The 20,344-nt window shown below is 40.6% G+C and carries 15 protein-coding genes; 3 read left to right on the top strand and 12 right to left on the bottom strand.

Going from position 1 to position 20,344, the window contains the following annotated elements; genetic code table 11:
- Positions 1-32: 32 nt before the first annotated feature.
- From BN3283_RS02950 to BN3283_RS02915, 8 genes are all read right to left on the bottom strand, one after another.
- On the bottom strand, positions 33-1,121 hold the full coding sequence (locus BN3283_RS02950) for an efflux RND transporter periplasmic adaptor subunit (protein ID WP_059025590.1): 1,089 nt from the start codon (positions 1,119-1,121) through the stop codon (positions 33-35).
- Between the two features lie 184 nt (positions 1,122-1,305).
- The gene (locus tag BN3283_RS02945; protein WP_041502614.1) at positions 1,306-2,229 is read right to left on the bottom strand and encodes a magnesium transporter CorA family protein; all 924 of its coding nucleotides are present in this window, start codon (positions 2,227-2,229) and stop codon (positions 1,306-1,308) included.
- 136 nt (positions 2,230-2,365) lie between these two features.
- Positions 2,366-3,382, bottom strand: a complete 1,017-nt coding sequence (locus BN3283_RS02940) for an endonuclease/exonuclease/phosphatase family protein (RefSeq protein WP_059025589.1) — start codon at positions 3,380-3,382, stop codon at positions 2,366-2,368.
- Between the two features lie 42 nt (positions 3,383-3,424).
- Positions 3,425-3,793, bottom strand: coding sequence for a carboxymuconolactone decarboxylase family protein (locus BN3283_RS02935; RefSeq protein WP_059025588.1), 369 nt, complete (start codon positions 3,791-3,793; stop codon positions 3,425-3,427).
- An 11-nt stretch (positions 3,794-3,804) separates the two neighbouring features.
- Positions 3,805-5,139 carry an RIP metalloprotease RseP gene (gene rseP, locus BN3283_RS02930; RefSeq protein WP_041502612.1) on the bottom strand — a complete coding sequence of 445 codons (1,335 nt, stop codon included), beginning with the start codon at positions 5,137-5,139 and terminating at the stop codon, positions 3,805-3,807.
- Between the two features lie 80 nt (positions 5,140-5,219).
- Complete coding sequence (locus tag BN3283_RS02925; protein ID WP_059025765.1) at positions 5,220-6,371, bottom strand: 1-deoxy-D-xylulose-5-phosphate reductoisomerase; 1,152 nt, start codon at positions 6,369-6,371, stop codon at positions 5,220-5,222.
- Between the two features lie 52 nt (positions 6,372-6,423).
- Positions 6,424-7,284: a M23 family metallopeptidase gene (locus tag BN3283_RS02920; protein ID WP_041502610.1), complete on the bottom strand. Its 861-nt coding sequence runs from the start codon at positions 7,282-7,284 to the stop codon at positions 6,424-6,426.
- A 58-nt stretch (positions 7,285-7,342) separates the two neighbouring features.
- Positions 7,343-8,596, bottom strand: coding sequence for a mechanosensitive ion channel family protein (locus tag BN3283_RS02915; RefSeq protein WP_041502609.1), 1,254 nt, complete (start codon positions 8,594-8,596; stop codon positions 7,343-7,345).
- Between the two features lie 259 nt (positions 8,597-8,855).
- On the opposite strand from BN3283_RS02915, the gene BN3283_RS02910 reads away from it, so the two are divergent.
- Positions 8,856-11,672: a M16 family metallopeptidase gene (locus BN3283_RS02910; RefSeq protein WP_041502608.1), complete on the top strand. Its 2,817-nt coding sequence runs from the start codon at positions 8,856-8,858 to the stop codon at positions 11,670-11,672.
- Between the two features lie 45 nt (positions 11,673-11,717).
- On the opposite strand, the gene BN3283_RS02905 is transcribed toward BN3283_RS02910, so the two are convergent.
- From BN3283_RS02905 to BN3283_RS02890, 4 genes are all read right to left on the bottom strand, one after another.
- Positions 11,718-13,844, bottom strand: a complete 2,127-nt coding sequence (locus BN3283_RS02905; protein ID WP_059025587.1) for an HRDC domain-containing protein — start codon at positions 13,842-13,844, stop codon at positions 11,718-11,720.
- 127 nt (positions 13,845-13,971) lie between these two features.
- Positions 13,972-15,987 (bottom strand): protein-disulfide reductase DsbD family protein, encoded by a 2,016-nt coding sequence (locus tag BN3283_RS02900; protein ID WP_059025764.1) that lies wholly within the window; start codon positions 15,985-15,987, stop codon positions 13,972-13,974.
- 153 nt (positions 15,988-16,140) lie between these two features.
- Positions 16,141-17,688 (bottom strand): Rne/Rng family ribonuclease, encoded by a 1,548-nt coding sequence (locus BN3283_RS02895; RefSeq protein WP_041502605.1) that lies wholly within the window; start codon positions 17,686-17,688, stop codon positions 16,141-16,143.
- Between the two features lie 188 nt (positions 17,689-17,876).
- Entirely contained in the window at positions 17,877-18,179 is a 303-nt protein-coding gene (locus BN3283_RS02890) for an HU family DNA-binding protein (RefSeq protein ID WP_449415972.1), read from the bottom strand.
- Positions 18,180-18,460: 281 nt separating this feature from the next.
- Between BN3283_RS02890 and BN3283_RS02885 the strand changes: the two genes are divergently transcribed.
- Both BN3283_RS02885 and gldE read left to right on the top strand, forming a co-directional pair.
- On the top strand, positions 18,461-18,880 hold the full coding sequence (locus tag BN3283_RS02885; RefSeq protein WP_286137511.1) for a single-stranded DNA-binding protein: 420 nt from the start codon (positions 18,461-18,463) through the stop codon (positions 18,878-18,880).
- A gap of 129 nt (positions 18,881-19,009) precedes the next feature.
- Positions 19,010-20,326 carry a gliding motility-associated protein GldE gene (gldE, locus tag BN3283_RS02880; protein WP_059025585.1) on the top strand — a complete coding sequence of 439 codons (1,317 nt, stop codon included), beginning with the start codon at positions 19,010-19,012 and terminating at the stop codon, positions 20,324-20,326.
- Positions 20,327-20,344: the final 18 nt, after the last annotated feature.

The following is a 20,344-nucleotide window of genomic DNA, read 5'->3' as shown; positions in this document are numbered from 1 at the left end:
CCATCACCAGATATAAATTGCTATCCTCCATCTTATTCCCCACTTGCCTCTTTGGCAAGAGAAACACTTACTCGCATACCATTCTGTAATTGCATCAGTCCGCCCGTAAGTACCGTATCTCCGGGTTGAATACCGGAAATAACCTCTACATAACGGGAATCCCGACTCTCTGTTTCCACCGGTACACTCAGGGCTTTCCCTTCTTTCACCACCCACAGGCGTTTTCCATTCATCTCCGGAACAACGGCCTCACTGGGAATCATCATAAATGTCCGATTGCTTTCCGTCATCAACTCCCCTTTTACAAACATTCCGGCCACCAAATTCGCCGTATTCCGATAGCGAGCTCTCAGGGTAATCATATGAGTCTGGATATCGGCCTGAGGATCGACAGCATATATTTCCGCTATAATATCTTTTTCTATCCCTTCGGTCCTAAACTTGATCTTTTTCCCGATTAAAGGAACATTTATATACTTTTCGGGAATTGAAAATTCGATTTTCAATACAGAATTATCCACCAGACTGGAAACCCTCGTACTCGGCTGTACATAACTCCCTTCACTCACGTAACGAAATCCCATCTTTCCGTCAAAAGGAGCACGAATCTCCGTTCTGGCAATTTTTACTTTCAACAACTCGATATCGGCCAAAAGCATATTGTATTCGGTTTCCATTTGTTGAAACGATTCATAACTGACAGATTCCCGCTTCAGTAATATACGCTGACGTTCCAGCTTGTCTTCCAATAACTTCTTTTCAAATTCGGCACGCTCCAACTGAGCCTTCAAATCCGAATCATCCACTTTTAAAAGAAGTTTTCCCTTCTTTACATGGTCCCCGTCATTAAAATAAATTTTGTCTACCTTCCCGGCCGTTTCAGAAACCAATTCAACCTCCTCGTTAGGTAATAAAGTCCCGTTAGCCATGATTCCATTATTAGACATCGACAATCCGGCGACACATCCGCTTACAGGCAAAATACCCTGTGACATCCCCCGTCGGCCCTGTCCGCTTCTTTGCCGTTTAGTGAAAGAATCATTTAAACGAGGAACTAAAATAAGGAGTACTATTACAACCGGTATTCCTATCTGCAAAACTCTTTTTACCCTTTTATTCATATTTAGTTTTCCATTATGTCTGCATGTATATAGTTTCTCCGCTTTCACACTTCCTACACCATCCCTTGATTCACCTTATGGACATCAAAAATGGCCAAAAGTTTATTTACAATCCGTTAAGAGTATGTTAAAATATAAAAGGGGTTTTCTTGTTAAACCCCTTTTATATTTTAACTCTCCCGTATCAAAACCAATTCCTCCATTTAAATACAATAAATCCAATCGCCGAAAACAGGAGAGATACGACAAGCACGATCAAAAAACCATACGGGTTATTCTCCAGAGAATTAGGTACATTCATACCGTATAAACTGGCTATTAACGTCGGAAGCATTAAAATAATAGAAATAGAGGTCAATCGTTTCATTACGATATTCAAATTATTAGAGATAACGGAAGCATACGCATCCATCGTACCGCTCAGAATATCACTATATATACGGGCTGAATCCTGTGCCTGCCGCTGCTCGATTTCAACATCCTCAACCAAATCTTCATCAAAATATTTACGCTGGCTTCTTAAATTTTTCACTTTGATCAACAGGTTATCGTTTCCTCTTAAAGAAGTTATAAAAAAGACTAATGATTTTTCAATTTTTAACAAGCGTTGTAACTCTTCGTTACGAATTGATTTTTCCAACTCGATCTCAGCCGCGTGCATTTGATTGTTTATTTGCTTCAGGTATTTCAAATACCAAACGGAAGAAGATAAAAACAAACGAAATACCAAATCCCAAGGTTGTTTTACCTCAACCCCCTTACGGTCGGCATATTGAATAAAATCAGGTATCATCTCCGTTTTATAATGACATACCGTAATAATGACATCATCCTTTATAATAAAACCCAAAGGAACTGTAATAAAAGGAATACTTTCGTCCACCTTATACGGAATACGTAGAATCATGAGTATCCACTCATCTTCTATCTCCAAACGAGAACGCTCATCGATATCTTCTATATCTCCGAAAAATGACTGGGGAACCCCCATTTTATCGGTAAGAAAACGAATGTCTTCTTCCGTCGGTGAAACAACATTAATCCAACACTTAGGTTCCCACGCTTTCTTTTCTTCGAACCCAACATTACCCATTAGGAATGTTCTCATAGTTAATCCTCCTTCAATTTATGAACAGAGGTTAACGGAACCCCCGTCCTGATTAATACTGTTGATGATAATCGTCCATATCTTGTTTATGAATTTTTACGCTGCAAAAATAAACGAAAGTATTGAATATAAAAATTTATTTTTTCAAATCGATATAAATCGGTAAATGATCGCTATATCCACCCACGTAATAGGGGCCCCTATAGGTAGGTTTCGGCTTCACCCCGTAATATTTTTTATCTTCTTCAAACAAAAAACCGAATGTTCCCACCGTCAAATGTCGAGAAGCTTGCAAAGGGAACTTGCCATTGAGTAAAACCCCGGACAGGATCAAATGATCGATGGTCTGCCATACGCCCTTGTACCGATAACTCCCGTGATTCTCCCTCAACAAATAATACCCGGTATTATACAATCCTTTATCCTTTATTTTACGGGCATCGGAATTTTTCGTTTTCATAGCTTTCTGTGCAATAGTATTGGCCTTACCGTTAAGATCTCCCATTATAACGATCGCGGCTCTCGGGTTTTCGGCCTGAATGGAATCTACTCGTTGACGAATGACCTTAGCGGCACGAACACGTTTCCATTCACTCTGACTCTCACCCCCTCTCATCGAAGGAAAATGAGCCACAAAAAAATGAAGCGTATCTATTTTTCCGATCACTCCTTTGCAGTATAAAACATCTCTCGTATGACCCACTCCCTCCAAAAATACCGGAAAAAAACAGGCTTTCAACAATTGACAATACGGCTTACGATATAAAAAAGCCACATCTATCCCTCTCGGATCAGGAGAATCCGCATGTACAATACCATACCCGCCATCAGCCAGAACCGTTTTACCAATCAAATCTTCCAGCACTTCCCGATTTTCTACTTCCGCCAACCCGATAAAAACAGGCAATTCCCCCTCTCCGGTCGCACTCAAAACTTCCGAAATATGCCGTATCTTTGAATGGTAACGCTCCTTTCCCCAATGTCGTTTTCCATGGGGAGTAAAATCATCATCTGATGTATTAGGGTCGTCCTTAACGTCAAACAAATTTTCAACATTATAAAATACAATTCGACAACGTTCTTCCTTTACCTGTCCGTAACCCGTTTTAAGAACGGACAGCAATATCAAAACTCCTGCTACTATTTTATGCATCTTTTATCGTTTTATCCGAAAATATCTACCTGCACCGAACCTCTACCTTTCCCCGGAGTTCTCGGAAGCGTATTCTCCCAATTCTTCCCAATATTCAAGCGCACGTCTCATATGAGGAATAACAATAGTACCTCCTACAAGATCCGCCACGGCAAAAATCTCGAACAATTGTTCCGTGGTTACCTTTAATTCATGACAACGCTCCAGATGATATTTAATACAATCATCACAACGCAATACCATAGAAGTGGCCAGACCCAACATCTCTTTCACCGTGGCAGAAAGAGCCCCATCCCTATAAGTATTCGTATCCAGATTGTAAATCCGTTTAATCACTTTGTTGTCGGCGGCTAAAATCTTTTCATTCATTTTTGCCCTGTATTCCCTGAACTGCTCAACCGTTTTACCCATAAAAGCATGTCTTAATGAAATAACTTGAGTATATCATTCGTATTGGCCAATACAAGCAGTAACAATAAAAAAATCATTCCTGCTATTTGCGCATTCTCCAAAAATTTCTCATTCGGTTTTCTCCGGGTAATAACCTCATACAACAAGAACACCACGTGGCCACCGTCCAATGCCGGAATCGGCAATAAGTTCATCACCCCTAAAATTATAGATAATAAAGCCGTTAAGCTCCAAAAAGCTTGCCAATCCCAATATCCCGGGAATATATTACCGATAGATAAGAAGCCTCCTACGGATTTCAACGCCTCCGGATTTTTAAACAATTTAAACTGCTTCAAATAGGAACTGATTTGATCGATCCCCATATGGATGCCCGCCGGAATAGCTTCAAAAAAAGAGTAATACTTCACGGCATAATCAAAAGCCGGATCTATTTTAACTCCAACTCCTATTATCCCGTCGGCTCCCACAGGTATAGCCACGGTTAATGTATCCGCACCCCTTAAAATTTCTGCCCGTAAGGTGTCATTTTTATGTGAACGGATGATTTTCGTATATTCGTCGTAAAAAGCAAACGTTTTTCCATTTAGTTTCAAAAAACGGTCACTCTCTGTAATACCCGCGTTTTTTGCAGGAGATTCTTTAGCAAAACCAACAATCTCCCCCGAATAAGGATAACGGGGTTCTATCAGCATTTTATGCGCGAATCCCTTGGAGGAATATGTCAGTAAATTTTTCACTAACGATGAAGGCAAATCAATATTTACTAATTGTCCGTTTCGAAGCACCTGCATCGTTTGGGGACTCTCCAATAAGATGGTCGGAATAATATCGGAAAAACGTTCTAATTTCTGATTATCCAAGGAGATAACAATGTCGCCGGTTTGCACTCCCACATTCGTGAACAAGCTATCACAAACAACCCCGTATTTCACATTCTCTGCCGGCAAATATTTCTCTCCCCAAGCAAATAAAATCATGATATAAATAAAGAAGGCCAAAATAAAATTAACCAAAACTCCTCCCAGCATAATCAACAAACGCTGCCATGCCGGTTTAGCCCTAAATTCATAAGGCTTAGGAGGTTCTTTCATCTGGGCAATATCCATGGATTCATCTATCATTCCGGAAATTTTCACATATCCGCCTAAAGGCAACCACCCCATTCCGTATTCAGTATCTCCCTTCTTAAATTTAAACAGCGAAAACCACGGATTAAAAAAGATATAAAATTTTTCGACTCTGGTTTTAAAGATCTTCGCCATCGTAAAATGTCCGAATTCATGTAACAAGACTAAAATGGAAAGACTCAATATAAACTGTACTACCTTTACAACTATCTCCATATTTCAATTTTAAAATTTTAGCTTCAATAATTTCATCTGTCTAATTTCCTACATTTTCCCGACAAATCCTCCGTATAACTCTATTTTTCAATAATATCCACAGCTATTTTACGTCCTTCCCTATCCGTTTCTATATAATCTTGCAAATCGGGCTTCTGTATAAAACAAACCCTGGAGATGGTCTCTTCTATGATTTCGGGCATACGAGTAAACGAGACTTTCTCTTTCAAAAAGGCATCGACCGCAATCTCATTCGCCGCATTCAATATACAAGGGATGTTTCCCCCTTTTTCCATGGCTTCAAAAGCCAATCCCAAATTACGAAAAGTGACCGGATCCGGTTTCTCGAATGTCAAATTGGAATACCGGCTAAAATCGACACGTTCAAATGAAGAAACGATCCTGTCAGGATAGGTTAGGGCATATTGAATAGGCAAACGCATATCGGGCACTCCCAATTGGGCTTTGATACATCCGTCCGTAAATTGAACCATCGAATGTACGATCGATTGCGGATGAACCAACACTTCTATTTGGGAAGGTTTCAAACCAAATAACCACTTGGCCTCGATAGCTTCAAATCCCTTGTTCATCATGGAAGCGGAGTCGATCGTCACTTTAGCCCCCATTTTCCAATTCGGATGCTTCAAAGCTTGCTCCGGAGTGACCTGCTTCAAAAATTCATAATCCTTACCCCGAAACGGCCCCCCGGAAGCCGTTAACAAAATTTTCTCGACAGGATTATTCATTTCGCCCGTTAAACATTGAAATATAGCAGAATGCTCCGAATCCACGGGTAATAGGGCTACCTTATATTCCGTTACCAGGTCATGAATCAAATCACCGGCAACGACTAACGTCTCTTTATTGGCCAATGCTATCGTCTTGCCTGCTTTTATCGCCCGGATCGTAGGCAATAAACCGCTGTACCCCACCATAGCCGAGACAACGGTATCGATAGTGGAACTCTCCACGACTTGCGCTATCGCCTCGCTCCCCGCGTATACTTTTATATCTTCATCCGCCAATAACTCCTTTAATTGTCCGTATTTCTCCTCGTTAGCAATAACTACCATATTCGGTTTAAAACGAACGGCTTGTTGAGCTAACAATTCGACCTGATTATTGGCAGTCAGCACCTCAACACGAAAACGTTCGGGATTTGCCTCTATCACCTGCAACGTCTGAGTTCCAATCGAACCTGTCGAACCTAATACTGCAATATTTTTCATCATTATCTATCATACGCCGGAAACATACTCTATCCCGAACGTTCTCTTTTATCTATTTAAACTTAATATAATTCTCCGGATTAATCGGCTTTCCAGCCTTCCACAACTCCAAATGCAAATGCAAACCCGTTGTCTCTTCTCCCGTGTTCCCGACAATCGAAATAACTTCTCCGGCCCGGACAAAATCACCCTGTCTCTTCAATAGAACGGAATTATGTTTATAAATAGAGATCAAATTACTACTGTGTTGAATAGCCAGGACAAAACCCGTCTCCACCGTCCAATCCGCAAAAACGACCACTCCGTCCAACACACTCGCGACATTGGTATTCTGTTTCGTTACCAGATCGATACCGAAATGACGCTTCGCCTCATCAAAGTGATTGGTCACAATCCCTTGCAACGGCGGAAAGAAATGATAAAAATCATCTGGAGAAGAAGAGATCTGTCCCAACGAAAGATTAAAACGTTCTTTCTCCTCTATCATCTCCCTAAAACCATTCTCTTCGGGAGTAGTTCCCATAACAATGGTATCATGATTAATCTTCTCTACAGACGTTGTAACCCTGGCTGTGGTATCTCCGTCCTCCCCCGTCATAACCATACGGATGGATTGAAAAAATTGGTCTTTTTTATTTAACTCGACCATCAACGAGTCAACTCGTAAAGCATTCAAAGTAATCTGACGCCTCATGGCCCGATCCGGATATCCCGGAATAAATTCCCGCAAATTAGTAAAAGCAATCAATATGATCGTCAACGTAATCAAAACCACCGCTAACGTACTCAATGCCATGAATACATGCAATGGGGACAAACGGAAATGCATAACCTCTTCGTAAGTAGATTCGTTGAAGATGGTCAGCTTATATCTGTTTTTTAGCTTATTCCAAAAATTCTTTTTACGCTTCATTCGACTATTTTTAGCCTCCAAAAATAGTACAAAAATCTAATTATACCAGCTTGTCAACCTAACTTTTCATTTCACCCGGTTCATTTACCAAAATTCGATTCGGATACTGGAATACTTGCAAATTAAAATAGGGAATCACAGCCAACAAGTGGTCGAAAATATCGGATTGTATCTTCTCGTAAGCAACCCATTCCTTATTCTTGGAAAAACAATAAATCTCCAAAGGAATTCCCGTCGGAGTCGGCTGAAGCTGACGTACCATATAGGTCATGTTCAAATTAATATCCGGATTAGCTTTCAAACGCAATACGGCATAATGTCGAAACACTCCTAAATTCGTTAAACGCCTTTCGTCAAGTATATCCTCCTTTCCCTCATTTGCTTTGTCTATTTCAGGTAAAATGCTCTCTATATATCCTTTCAAAAACTCGGATTTTCTCAAGACGGCAATCTCATCATCCGATAAAAAATGGACAGAATGCATGTCAATATTAACCCATCTCATAATCCGCCGACCGTCAGACTCCTGCATTCCCCGCCAATTGGTAAAAGAAGCCGAAACCATTTGGTAAGTCGGTATGGTTGTTATCGTCATATCCCAGTTTTGCACTTTCACGGTATAGAGATTGATTTCCAACACCGTTCCGTCAGCATTATTACTGGGCATCACGATCCAATCCCCGATCCTTATCATCTGATTCGCCAATAATTGCACCCCGGCTACAAACCCTAAAATGGAGTCTTTGAAAATTAACATAAGTACCGCGGCAAAAGCACCCAATCCGACCAAGAGATTACGGGGAGATTCTCCTATGAAAATACTGATAATTGTAATAAAAATGGCAGAGAAAACAAAGATCTTAGCCACCTGTATAAATACCTTAATCGGACGGTCTCTGGCAATCGGATAAGATTCATAAATTTTATTGGCCGCATCCATTGCGGTTATCATGATAAATCCCGTCACAATCAATATCCAGACAACGATCAAATGATGGAAAGTATCGATTTTTTCCCAATCCCCGTATACGAACCGGATGGCGAAATCGATAAAAATAGGCGGAATCAAATTAAACAATTTTTCAAAAAAACGCTCTTGAAATAATATGTCGTCCCATTTCGTTTTCGTACGATGAACCATTTGGGCGATCAGTTTAACGATCCATTTCCGGGCAATAAAAGTTAAAAGCCACGCAATAATCACGATAACGATTAACTGAATGACGATTTCAAGCGTAGGAGCTGTCTCCGGATCCGTAATTCCCAAATCAAGCCAGGAAAACCAACGATGCCAATCCATTTTTAATTCCATAATTTTTCTCCGATCTATTTTTCTTTATACGGAAATTCCAAAGAAATGTCACATAATCCCCTTATCTTTTAGCAAAATCAGAGTTGAACATTAAAAATAATTAACAAGAAATCTTGCTATATAAAGAAAAACAGGTTCATTTTTCCCTATTTTTACAATTACCCCCTAAATTAACGTTAAACCGTTAACTTTTCATATCAATTGAAGCAGTGTTTACTATATTTGCAAACACAAACATTAAAACATTAAAAAAACTCGTATGGTAAAAAGACTTTTAATCGTGTGTGCCATCATATCACTAATCAGTGCAAACTTATTCGCACAATATGATATGAAAGCACCGCTTCCCTTAGACCCACAGGTCAGAACAGGGAAATTAGCCAATGGCTTAACTTATTACGTGCGTCATAACGCAGAACCCAAAGAGAGAGCAAGTTTTTATATCATCCAAAACGTGGGGGCGATCTTGGAAAATGACGATCAGGATGGTTTGGCCCACTTTCTGGAACACATGGCATTCAACGGAACCAAACACTTCCCCGGCAGAAAAGGGATCGTAAATATGTTGGAAAAACACGGTGTTGAGTTTGGACGTAACATTAACGCCTATACGGCTCAAGATGAAACGGTTTACAACATCAGCGATGTTCCTACCACCAATGAAGGCTTAATGGATACTTGTCTGCTGGTATTACACGACTGGTCCCACTACCTTATTTTGGAAGGAGATGAAATCGATAGCGAAAGAGGTGTGATTACCGAAGAGTGGAGGACCAGAAGAACCCCCGGTTTCCGGATCAGAGCTCAGGTTATGCCTGTTTTGTTGGAAGGTTCCAAATACGCAGAAAGAGATGTGATCGGAAATTTAGATATCATCAAAAATTTCAAATACCAAACGTTACGGGATTATTATCACAAATGGTACAGACCCGATTTACAAGCAATAGCTGTCGTCGGAGATTTCGACGTGGATCGAATGGAGAAAAAAATCATCGAACTTTTCTCTCAAATTCCGCCGGTAAAAGATGCAGCTGTTAGAGAAGTATACACGGTCCCCGCACACGAGGATATTCGTTACGTATGCGCTACCGATAAAGAAGTTACCCAATCTTCCGTAGCCGTTTACATTAAATTTCCGACCTCTCCTAAAGAAGAAAAAAATCACCAATACATGAGAAATGAATTGTTGAAATCTTTCTATAATGCTATGTTGAGCCAACGGATCCGTGAATTACTGCAAAAAGGGAATCCTCCTTTCATCAACGGTAGTAGCGGTTTTAGCGGAATGGTCAGAGGAACGGGCATCTATATCATGTCTGCAACAGCCAAACCCAATGAAGAAGCCTTAGCTTTGGAAGCCATCTATCGTGAAAATGAAAGAGTAAAAAGATTCGGCTTTACAGAAGGCGAGTTGGAAAGAGTAAAAACCAACACGTTGGTAAGCTTGGAATCCGCTCTTAAACAAAAGGATAAAATTTCTTCTGAATCCTATATAGAAGAAATCAAACAAAACTTCTTGGAAGGTGAACCTATGGTAGATTTCGACTACTACTACAATTTCATGAAAACGATTATTCCTACCGTTACCGTAGAGGAGATTTCCGCCCTTGCCCAGGAATACATCAAACCTCAAAACATGGTTATCGTAGTACAAGGACCGTCGGAAGGAGCTACTCATATCACAAAAGAAGAAGCTTTAGCCGTTATGGATAAAGTAGACAAATCCGATATCGAACCGTATAAAGACCAAATAGCAGAGTCCTCCTTGATTAACGAAGAGTTACCGGGAGCCAAAATCGTTTCCGTTAAAAAACTTCCGCAATTCGATGCAGAAGAGTGGACTTTAGCCAACGGAGCGAAAGTAGTTTATCGCAAAGCCGATTATGAAAAAGATCAGGTTGTAGTCACTTCTTATAGTAAAGGAGGAACCTCTTTGTATGATTTGGATAAATTAGCTTCCGCACAAGTTACGGCCGACTTAGTAGGAGCGTACGGTCTGGGAGATTATGACAATATTACCTTAGGCAAGCTGCTCACGGGAAAACGAGCCGGTTCAAAAGTAAGCATAGGAAGCCTTTCCGAGTCAGTCGGAGGTAGCTCTATTCCAAAAGATTTCGAAACGCTGATGCAATTGATTTATCTGCGCTTTGAAAAACCCCGTTTCGACAAAGAGGTACACAATACCCTTATGCAAAGACAATACGCGGCTATCGCCAATATGCAAAAGAACCCGCAAAAAATAATGCAGGATTCAATAGATTTGATTACGAGCAATTACAATCCGAGAACTTTACTTGTCAACAAAGAGTTCTTCGACAGAGTAAGTATCGAACAGATTGAAGAGATCTACCGCGATCGTATCAAAGATGCCAGCGATTTCATTTTCTTCATCGTGGGTAACATCGATGCGGAGATTGCAAAAACGATGGCTGAAAAATACATCGGTTCCATTAAATCTTATAACAGAAAAGAGACTTGGAGAGATAACAAGGTTAGAGGTCCGAAAGGCAAAACGGAAAAAGTAATCGAAATAGCCTTGACAACACCGAAAACAACGGTGATTACCCACCACTCCAAAGAGATGAAATATAGCGTTGCAAACAACATCTATAACAATATTCTGAAAGGAATTTTAGATCTTCGCTATACTGAAAATATCCGTGAAAAAGAAGGAGGAACCTATGGCGTAGGTGTAAATGCCGGTTCTTCCAGAGAACCTTATCAAAGTTACAGCATGACCATGAATTTCGATTGCGACCCGGATAAAGCAGAGCATCTGAAATCACTTCTTTACGTGGAAATCGACAAATTAATGAAAGAAGGACCCACTCAGGAAGAATTGGATAAAGTGGTTACTACAATGAAGAAAAACCGCGAACAAGGTAAAGAACATAATTCTTATTGGTTAAACGCATTGACAACCTACTTCATCTCCGGTATCAACATCAACGATCCGAAGAATTTCGATAAAATCGTCGATAGTGTAAAACCGAAAGATATCCAGAACTTCGCCAAAAAATTGTTTAAAGGCGCTGACGTGGTAGACCTCATGTTCGTACCCAAGGCTCAAGAATAAAAGATTCTTACAGATAAAAAAATAGCGTTAAGTAAAATCTTAACGCTATTTTTTATCCCCTTGAAAACGATATCGATCGACTAAGTCCAATAAAACGGCCCCATAACGTTCGATGACCTTTTTCCCTATGCCCGGAATGGACAAAAGCTCTTTCGAATTGGTAGGAAGTACATTAGCGATTCCCAATAATGCTTTTTGATGAAGCACCGTATAAACCGGCAGCTTCAACCGGTCGGCCTCCCCCTTTCTCCAAATCCGAATCTCCTCGTATAACGTCGGATGCAAAATATCCCGAGTAACTTCCTGCTTCTCATCCGCCTTCTTCGATTTCTGTTTTCGTTGAGGGACCTCGATACGAGCCTTGGCTTTAGCGATCAAATAACACTTTATATCAAACCCGTCAGAGATCGATCTTAATGTATCTGTCTTTATATTCAATTCCTCCTGCAGGTTTTTCAAAGCTTTATCTATCGATTTCCGTACCTCTTTATTATCGATTTCCGGTAGAGGCAGAAGCAATAGGGTTCCCAAAATTTTCTCCGTACTCTCTTCAAAATATATTTTTCCTTTTACGATCCGTTCCTCGAGTATTTTGCGAGACTCCGCCCCTGTCTCCCCTTCCAATAACCGTTTCAATTGACCTTTAAACCGCTCGGCTACCTGGTAGAGTTCAACCGCAAATCGTTCATTGGCGTCCCGGTATTTAGCAACAAAATCCGGATAGAAACGACCTAAATTATCATCTAAAAGAAAAAAAAGATAACGTAAACGACGCTGCAATGTACCGTAATCAAACTGTTCCAACAGCAACTCTTTATAATACTCCCGACGAGCCTCTTTCAACAATTGTGATCCGGGTTGATGCTCTTTCAACTCCGTCATAAAGCGATCGATCGTCGTATCGTTTACTAAAGAACGAACATTTACCGGCGTTCTCAGAATCAGCCCCTCGAAGGTTTTACAACGGCTTAAAGCCACGTAAACCTGTCCGTGGGCGAAAGCCGCACCGGAATCAATGATCACTTTATCAAATGTTAGTCCCTGACTTTTATGAATGGTAATAGCCCAAGCCGCTTTTAAGGGAAACTGCGAAAAACTGCCTTCAACAATTTCCGTGATCTCCTTTGTATCGGGATCCACGCTATATTTCGTGTTACACCATTCTACCCTCTCTACATCGATAAATGCCCCGTCCTCTTTTCCCTTCACCCGGATCAAATTACGATTGATCTCCGTTACAATTGCAATCTTTCCGTTATAATAACGTTTTTCCGGGGAAGCATCGTTTCTCACAAACATCACCTGAGCCCCCTTTTTTAAAGCAAGATTCTCATCCGTCGGGTAAGCGTAAACCGGAAATTCCCCTTTAATCTCGGCTTTGAATGAATAAGTTTCCGTTTCCAAAGCGTACAGCTTACTCTCGTTAATCTGTTTTGCCTGAAAATTATGAGTGGTCAAAACGATATACTCCTCGCTTCCCGAATCAAACCCCGCAACATAACGTTCATTTAATTTATTCAATACATTTGCCGTTATCTTATTTTCCCGTATTTGATTCAGCAATTCCAAAAAAAAGGATTCCTGCTGACGATACACCCGTTTCAATTCGATAGGCACAAACCGGGTATCAGCCAAAGCCTTGCTCGAAAAAAAGAATATCGACGGGTAATGTTCTTTCAGTAAAGCCCATTCGTCTTCTTTCACGACAGGAGCCAACTGTTGCAAGTCTCCAATCATCAATAACTGTACACCCCCGAAAGGCCGGGACCGGTCCCGGTAACGACGCAACACATCATCTACGGCATCCAATAGATCTGCCCTTACCATACTGATCTCATCAATGACCAACAGATCTATGCTCTTGATAACGTTAATCTTTTCCCGACTAAATTTATTGATTTTTGATTTTTTACCTTCTCCGCCTACCGCTTCCGAAAGCCCAGGTATATAAGGTCCAAAAGGCAACTGGAAAAATGAGTGAATCGTTACTCCTCCCGCATTAATTGCCGCCACACCCGTCGGGGCGACCACGATCATCCTTTTGGGGGTCCGCTCTTTCAACCGACGCAAAAAAGTGGTCTTGCCGGTACCGGCTTTTCCGGTAAGGAATACGTTCAAGCCCGTGTTTTCCAAAAAGTCATACGCCAATTCCAATTCAGGATTTGTTTCCATCGATCCTACGGTGATATATTACGGGAGCAAAGATAGCGAATATTCAATAACCACGGATTTTATTCTCTCTACTTCTGACACGAGAATCGATCCCCCCTCCAAAGAGCATCTTTGGAGGGGGGATCGTCTAATTTTCCGTTTGCCGGGCTTTATACTCTTCCAATCCTTTTCTCAGGAAAGCGACAAAGGCATCCCGATCCAAATTATGTCCCCGCGGTGGAGCAAGGATATGAGGTTTCAAATCCGTATCGTTTCCTCCCCGGCTGTCCAATAATATATAGTTCGGCTGAGCATTGGAATCGAATTTCTTTATCTGGAAATCCGCATTCTTTTTTCCCAACGTCTTTTTCTTTTTTCCGTCGTATTCGGAAATATACCATTCCTCTTCGGGTAACTTCGCCTTATCATCCACATACAAGGCAACCACCACGTAATCGTTCTTCAACATCTCTAAAACCCTCGGATCCGACCATACACTTTGTTCCATCTCCCGACAATTCACGCAACCGTGTCCCGTAAAATCAATAAACAAAGGCTTATTCTGACTTCGAGCGGCTTTTAATGCCTGATCATAATCAAAATACCCTTCCAGTCCATGAGGTAAATGCAAAAAGTCCGAATATTTTACACTTTCTGTTGAAACATCAGCAGCATTCCCGACCTTGATTCCACTCTTCATTATCTCTTTCGCATTCTCCCTGACAATCCGGTTGATATCGAAATCGATACTCTCCTGAGGAGGGAAATAACCGGCTAAAGCCTTTAAAGGAGCCCCGAACATACCCGGGATCAGATAGACGACAAAAGAGAACGTCAAGATAATAAAAGCGAGACGAGGCACTCCGATATAAGGTAAATCGCTATCGTGAGCGAATTTTATTTTACCCATAAGATAGAGTCCCTGCAAGGTAAATATGGTTATCCAGATCGCAATATAAACTTCCCGATCCAATAATCCCCAATGATAAACCTGATCCGCTACCATCAAAAATTTGAATCCCAAAGCAACCTCTATAAATCCTAACACCACTTTTACCGAATTCAGCCAACCGCCGGATTTGGGTAAATTACTCAATTTCGACGGGAAAAAAGCGAAGAAACCGAAAGGTAAGGCAACCGCTATCGAGAAACCCAACATACCGATAATCGGACGGAGGATTGAACCTCTCGCGGCTTCCACTAAAACGGTACCGACAATGGGAGCCGTACAGGAGAAGGAGACCAATACCAGGGTAAAGGCCATAAAGAAAGCGCCGATATATCCGCCCTTATCCGCCTGTTTATCGGATTTATTTACCAACCAGGAGGGCAATACGATCTCGAAAGCCCCAAAGAAAGAAGCGGCGAAAACCATAAAAATGATAAAGAAAAAGATATTGGGAATCCAATTCGTACTCAACCAATTGATAAAGTCAGGTCCCAAAAAGATTGAAATAATCAACCCTAATGCCGTATAAATCGCAACAATCGACAGGGCAAAAAACAACGCCTTTGCCTTCGCTTTCGCCTTATTAGCATCCCCATGCATAAAAAAAGAGACGGTCATCGGAATCATCGGAAAGACACAAGGCATGACCACAGCAGCTAAACCACCGACGAAAGCCAGCCAAAAAAACAACCACAAAGAATCATCCTTCGCCGGATCAGTCGTTAATGGAGCACCGGCAGTATTCGTAGCCTTCTTTTCCTCCAACTGAATAGAAAATTCCTTCTCCCCCGGTACGCAAGCCCCATCCTGACAAGTCTGATACTCGATCGTTCCCCTTACCTCCTTTATGGCAGGGTCTGTTATTTTAATTTTTTGAACCAATCGATAATTATCCGTGAAATACCATTCGTCTACCTTAAAAATATCGCTATATTTCTTTTTCGGTTCTCCTTCAACCGCATCCCCTGCCAATTCAATGCCCTTTCCAACTCCATCAACAGTCAGAGATACCGGCATGGGGCCTCCAGCCGGAGTATACATGGAATAGATAGACCAACCCGGTTGTAAAGTGGCCTCTAAAATTAAATCGTACTCATTTTCTCCGGTTTTCTCTTTAGAGAAAGACCAGGAAGTAGGGTCTTCGGTCATTTGGGCAAAAGCCGCTATATTTCCTACACATAGAGCAAAAAATAGTGCCAATAGTCCTTTTTTCATAAACATCCATTTATATAAAACATCCATTTTCATATGTCTCGATCACAAATAAAATAAGTGAACCTTGCAAACTTAGCAAAAATTCACTTATCATACACCATACAAGTCAAATATTGACAATTATTTATATTTTATGATCCAAATTTGAACAAATCACGACTCTTCGATTTCCCGGTTAAAACGGTTATAAAATTTATATTCATAAATATAAAACGAAGGCACGCCTATCACTTGGATAGATACAAAATATTTGAATCGCCACCTTCTCAAAATAGACCAAAAACCTTTCTTCAAATAAGCTTCCACGAAAGGATGCGCTTTGATCTTCAATATCTTGTATTTTTTTTCAACAATCAAATATTCCAGCTGATCTTCTATTTTATCGATCAACAATACCGCGGCTTCAGCCTTTCCCGTACCGTGACACACGGGGCAAGTCTCCGTCGTTGTCACCGTCATTTCAGGACGTACACGCTGACGCGTGATCTGCATTAAACCGAATTTACTTAAAGGCAGAATCGTATGTTTGGCACGGTCTATCTCCATGGCCGATTTCATCTTATCGTACAATTTCTGTCGATTTTCAGCCAATTGCATATCAATAAAATCAATGACGATGATCCCTCCCATATCCCTCAATTGCAATTGACGAGCCACCTCGTCAGCCGCAGCTAAATTCACTTCCAAGGCATTCGTCTCCTGATCATCGCCAAGTTTAGTGCGGTTACCACTATTCACATCAATCACGTGGAAAGCTTCCGTATGCTCAATAATCAAATAGGCTCCATTTTTAAAAGAGACGGTACGTCCCAAAGAAGACTTTATCTGTTTATCAACGCCAAAATGATCCAAAATAGGTACATCCGTCGAAACATACTTCACGATATCCTCTTTTTCCGGGGCTATTGTACTGATATAACCTTTTATCTCTTTACTCAACGTAATATCATTAATATAAATATTTTCAAAAGAAGAGTTCAAAATATCGCGAAGCATGGCACTCGTCCGGTCGATCTCCCCCAAAATCAACTTGGGAGGTTCTATGTCCCGTATATGTTTGAAAGCAGTCTCAAACCGCTCCACGAGTTCGCATAATTCACTGTCGAACAACTCCGCATTCTTTCCTTCTGCTACCGTTCGAACAATCACCCCGTAATTCTTAGGGCGTATACTCTCTATCAGTCGTTTTAAACGTTTCCGTTCTTCGACAGATTTTATTTTTTGCGAAACAGACACCTTCTCGGAAAAAGGCATCAAAACCAAATGACGTCCGGCAATACTCAACTCGGAAGTTAAACGCGGACCTTTAGTCGAAATAGGTTCCTTGGCGACTTGAACAGCAACATACTGTCCCACGCTAAGCACATCCGATATCTTACCGTTCTTGTTGATTTCCGGCTCCAGCTTCAATTTGGAAACCGGCATCCCCCTTCTGGCAATACATTGTTTAATATAATTATCCAGTGAATGGAATTGGGGACTTAAATCAAGGTAATGAAGAAAAGCGTCTTTTTCATACCCGACATTAACAAAAGCAGCATTAAGCCCCGGCATAATCTTTTTTACCTTCCCGTAATAGATGTCTCCTACGGCAAACTTCATGCTAGTCTTCTCTGTCGTCAACTCTACCAATCGCTTATCTTTTAATAGAGCGATCACTATTTCTTCTGCTCTTACATCTATGACTAACTCCGTACTCACTACCTAAAACAATTAATCGTATTATACTAAATAAACCTAAAGGCTATAGCCTTTAGGTTTATATCTCTTAACTCACAAACGACTACTTCTTCTTATGTCTATTCTTTCTCAGTCTTTTTTTACGTTTGTGAGTAGCCATCTTATGTCTTTTCCTCTTTTTTCCGCTTGGCATAACTTACACTCCTTTCTTATTTAACTTTTTCCTTTACTTGAACAACGAAACTCTTTGAAGGTTTAAATGAAGGAATGAAGTGTTCAGGAATTTTAATCGTTACGTTTTTTGAAATGTTACGAGCTGTTTTTTCTGCTCTTTTTTTCACAACAAAACTTCCAAAACCTCTCAAATACACGTTCTTGCCTTCAACAACAGAACCTTTAATCGCTTCCATAAATGCTTCTACCGTCGCTTGAACAGCTACTTTTTCGATTCCGGTCGTTCTCGAAATTTCATTCACAATATCCGCCTTTGTCATTTTCTTTAAATATTTAATATTCAATAATATATTTCTTTAATCTCTGTTTTCAGTCTGCAAATATATATCTTTTCCACAAACAATGAAACAAACTTAGACTTTTTTGTCAATATTTTTTCACTCCACAGATTGAAATAGTGAATTTTGCAACCCGCCTGTCTCCCGCTCCACGTAACGCAATCTTATCCATCGAGCCGTTTTTCATTTTTAACGATAAAATATTATCTTCGTTTCTCAAAGTCAAAAACTTTTTTTAATCAACTATTTTTTGTAATTTGTGTCAAATTTAATCTTAAATAATTATGGTAAATAAAGTTATTCTTATAGGAAACGTCGGTGCCGACCCGGAGGTCAGGTACTTGGAAGGAGGGGTTGCGGTCACTCGATTTAGCTTGGCTACAACGGAAACATACAATAATAAAAACGGAGAACGTGTCAGCCAAACGGAATGGCATAATATTGTACTTTGGAGAAATTTAGCGCAAATTGCCGAAAAGTACGTGAAAAAAGGGATGACCCTTTATATTGAAGGACGCCTTAGAACACGTACCTGGGACGACCAAAACGGGAATAAACGTTACACGACGGAAATCTACGGAGATACCATGCAAATGCTATCCCGCAAACAGGACAACTATGAAAAAACGCCGGAACCTCCTATGCCAGAAGCTCCAAGCAGTTTAAGCAATTCGGACGATAGCGACGATCTTCCCTTCTAATTTATCCAGGTTTACGCTTACCTTGGGACAAATTCGTCCGCACAACCGAATTTTTAACGGGATAAGCGCTAAACCTCCGGTTTTTTTTATAATTTTGGACGATTTTATGTTTAACCAATTAAAGTAACCTTGGATACAGATTATTTTCCCCCGGCGGAGCAGATTTTTACCGGTTCATTTGGAACGCTTGATCTTATTTTCATTATTATTTTACTATTCCTGCTGATATGTTCAGCTCTTATTTCTGGCTCGGAAGTTGCTTTTTTCTCACTATCGCCCACTCAACTAAAACATTTGGAAGAAAAAGGATACGATAAGGCATGCCATCTTCAAAAAAAGCCCAATCTTTTGTTAGCCACCATCCTTATCTCCAACAATTTTGTCAATGTCGGAATCGTCATACTCTCGACTTATCTGGTTAATTCTTTATTCAATTTATCCGCAAATCCCGTACTGGGCTTCATTATCCAAGTGATTGCAGTTACGTTTATCATCCTTTTGGTTGGAGAAATCATACCCAAATTATACGCGAATCGTTCACAAGAAAAGGTGGTTATTCTAATGACCGGCCCGCTCCTGTTTTTGTCTCATTTATTTCGACCGCTCTCGTATTTATTAATCAAGTCAACTTCAATCATCAGTAACCGCATCGAAAAAAAAGATGCCATATCCATCGATCAACTCTCGAAAGCGTTGGAATTAACGAAAGACTCGGAAATTAATGAAGAGAAAGACATTCTGGAAGGTATAGTCCGTTTCGGAAACATAGCCGTAATCGATATTATCCGAGCCAGAATCAACGTAGTTGCCATAGATATAGAATCTTCTTACCAACAGGTAAAAGAGATCATTACGGAACACGGTTACTCGCGAATGCCTGTCTATGAAGAAAACCTGGATAATATCAACGGGATACTTTACGTCAAAGACCTGTTGCAACACCTGGATGAAAAAAACGATTTCAAATGGCAAAGTTTGCTTCGCCCCGCCTATTTCGTTCCGGAAACCAAAAAAATCAACGATTTACTGGAAGAGTTTCAAAGTAAAAAAGTCCATTTGGCCATCGTGGTCGACGAGTACGGGGGAACTTCCGGAATTGTGACGATGGAAGACATCATAGAAGAGATCGTGGGAGACATTAACGACGAATACGACGAACAGGAGATTTTTTACACGCGGAGTAAAAACGGCGCTTACGTATTCGAAGCTTCTACCTTACTCAACGATTTCTTTAAAATAACCGATATTGAAGAAGAGAGTTTTGAAGATATAGAAGGAGACGCGGATACGTTAGCCGGACTTATTCTGGAGATTAAAGGCGAATTACCTCAAAAAGGAGATGTCATCACCTATAAAAATCATCAGTTTACGATAGAAGAAGTGGATAACCGGAGAATCAAGAAGATACAATACCAAAAAATACAATCGTCCCCCAAAGAGAAATAACTCCCCCTCCGAGAGACC

Source organism: Gabonibacter massiliensis (assembly GCA_001487125.1).
Classification (GTDB): domain Bacteria; phylum Bacteroidota; class Bacteroidia; order Bacteroidales; family Marinifilaceae; genus Gabonibacter; species Gabonibacter massiliensis.
Note: the sequence above shows the minus strand (reverse complement) of the source record. Positions and strands in the feature narration are given on the sequence as shown.

Excerpts from the sequence above, each read along its gene's own strand:
- BN3283_RS02925 (WP_059025765.1), bottom strand. The coding sequence starts at position 6,371 with ATGAAAAATATTGCAGTATTAGGTTCGACAGGTTCGATTGGAACTCAG.
- rseP (WP_041502612.1), bottom strand. The coding sequence starts at position 5,139 with ATGGAGATAGTTGTAAAGGTAGTACAGTTTATATTGAGTCTTTCCATT.
- BN3283_RS02910 (WP_041502608.1), top strand. The coding sequence starts at position 8,856 with ATGGTAAAAAGACTTTTAATCGTGTGTGCCATCATATCACTAATCAGT.
- BN3283_RS02935 (WP_059025588.1), bottom strand. The coding sequence starts at position 3,793 with ATGGGTAAAACGGTTGAGCAGTTCAGGGAATACAGGGCAAAAATGAAT.
- BN3283_RS02915 (WP_041502609.1), bottom strand. The coding sequence starts at position 8,596 with ATGGAATTAAAAATGGATTGGCATCGTTGGTTTTCCTGGCTTGATTTG.
- BN3283_RS02900 (WP_059025764.1), bottom strand. The coding sequence starts at position 15,987 with ATGAAAAAAGGACTATTGGCACTATTTTTTGCTCTATGTGTAGGAAAT.
- BN3283_RS02940 (WP_059025589.1), bottom strand. The coding sequence starts at position 3,382 with ATGCATAAAATAGTAGCAGGAGTTTTGATATTGCTGTCCGTTCTTAAA.
- BN3283_RS02920 (WP_041502610.1), bottom strand. The coding sequence starts at position 7,284 with ATGAAGCGTAAAAAGAATTTTTGGAATAAGCTAAAAAACAGATATAAG.
- BN3283_RS02945 (WP_041502614.1), bottom strand. The coding sequence starts at position 2,229 with ATGAGAACATTCCTAATGGGTAATGTTGGGTTCGAAGAAAAGAAAGCG.
- BN3283_RS02950 (WP_059025590.1), bottom strand. The coding sequence starts at position 1,121 with ATGAATAAAAGGGTAAAAAGAGTTTTGCAGATAGGAATACCGGTTGTA.
- BN3283_RS02905 (WP_059025587.1), bottom strand. The coding sequence starts at position 13,844 with ATGGAAACAAATCCTGAATTGGAATTGGCGTATGACTTTTTGGAAAAC.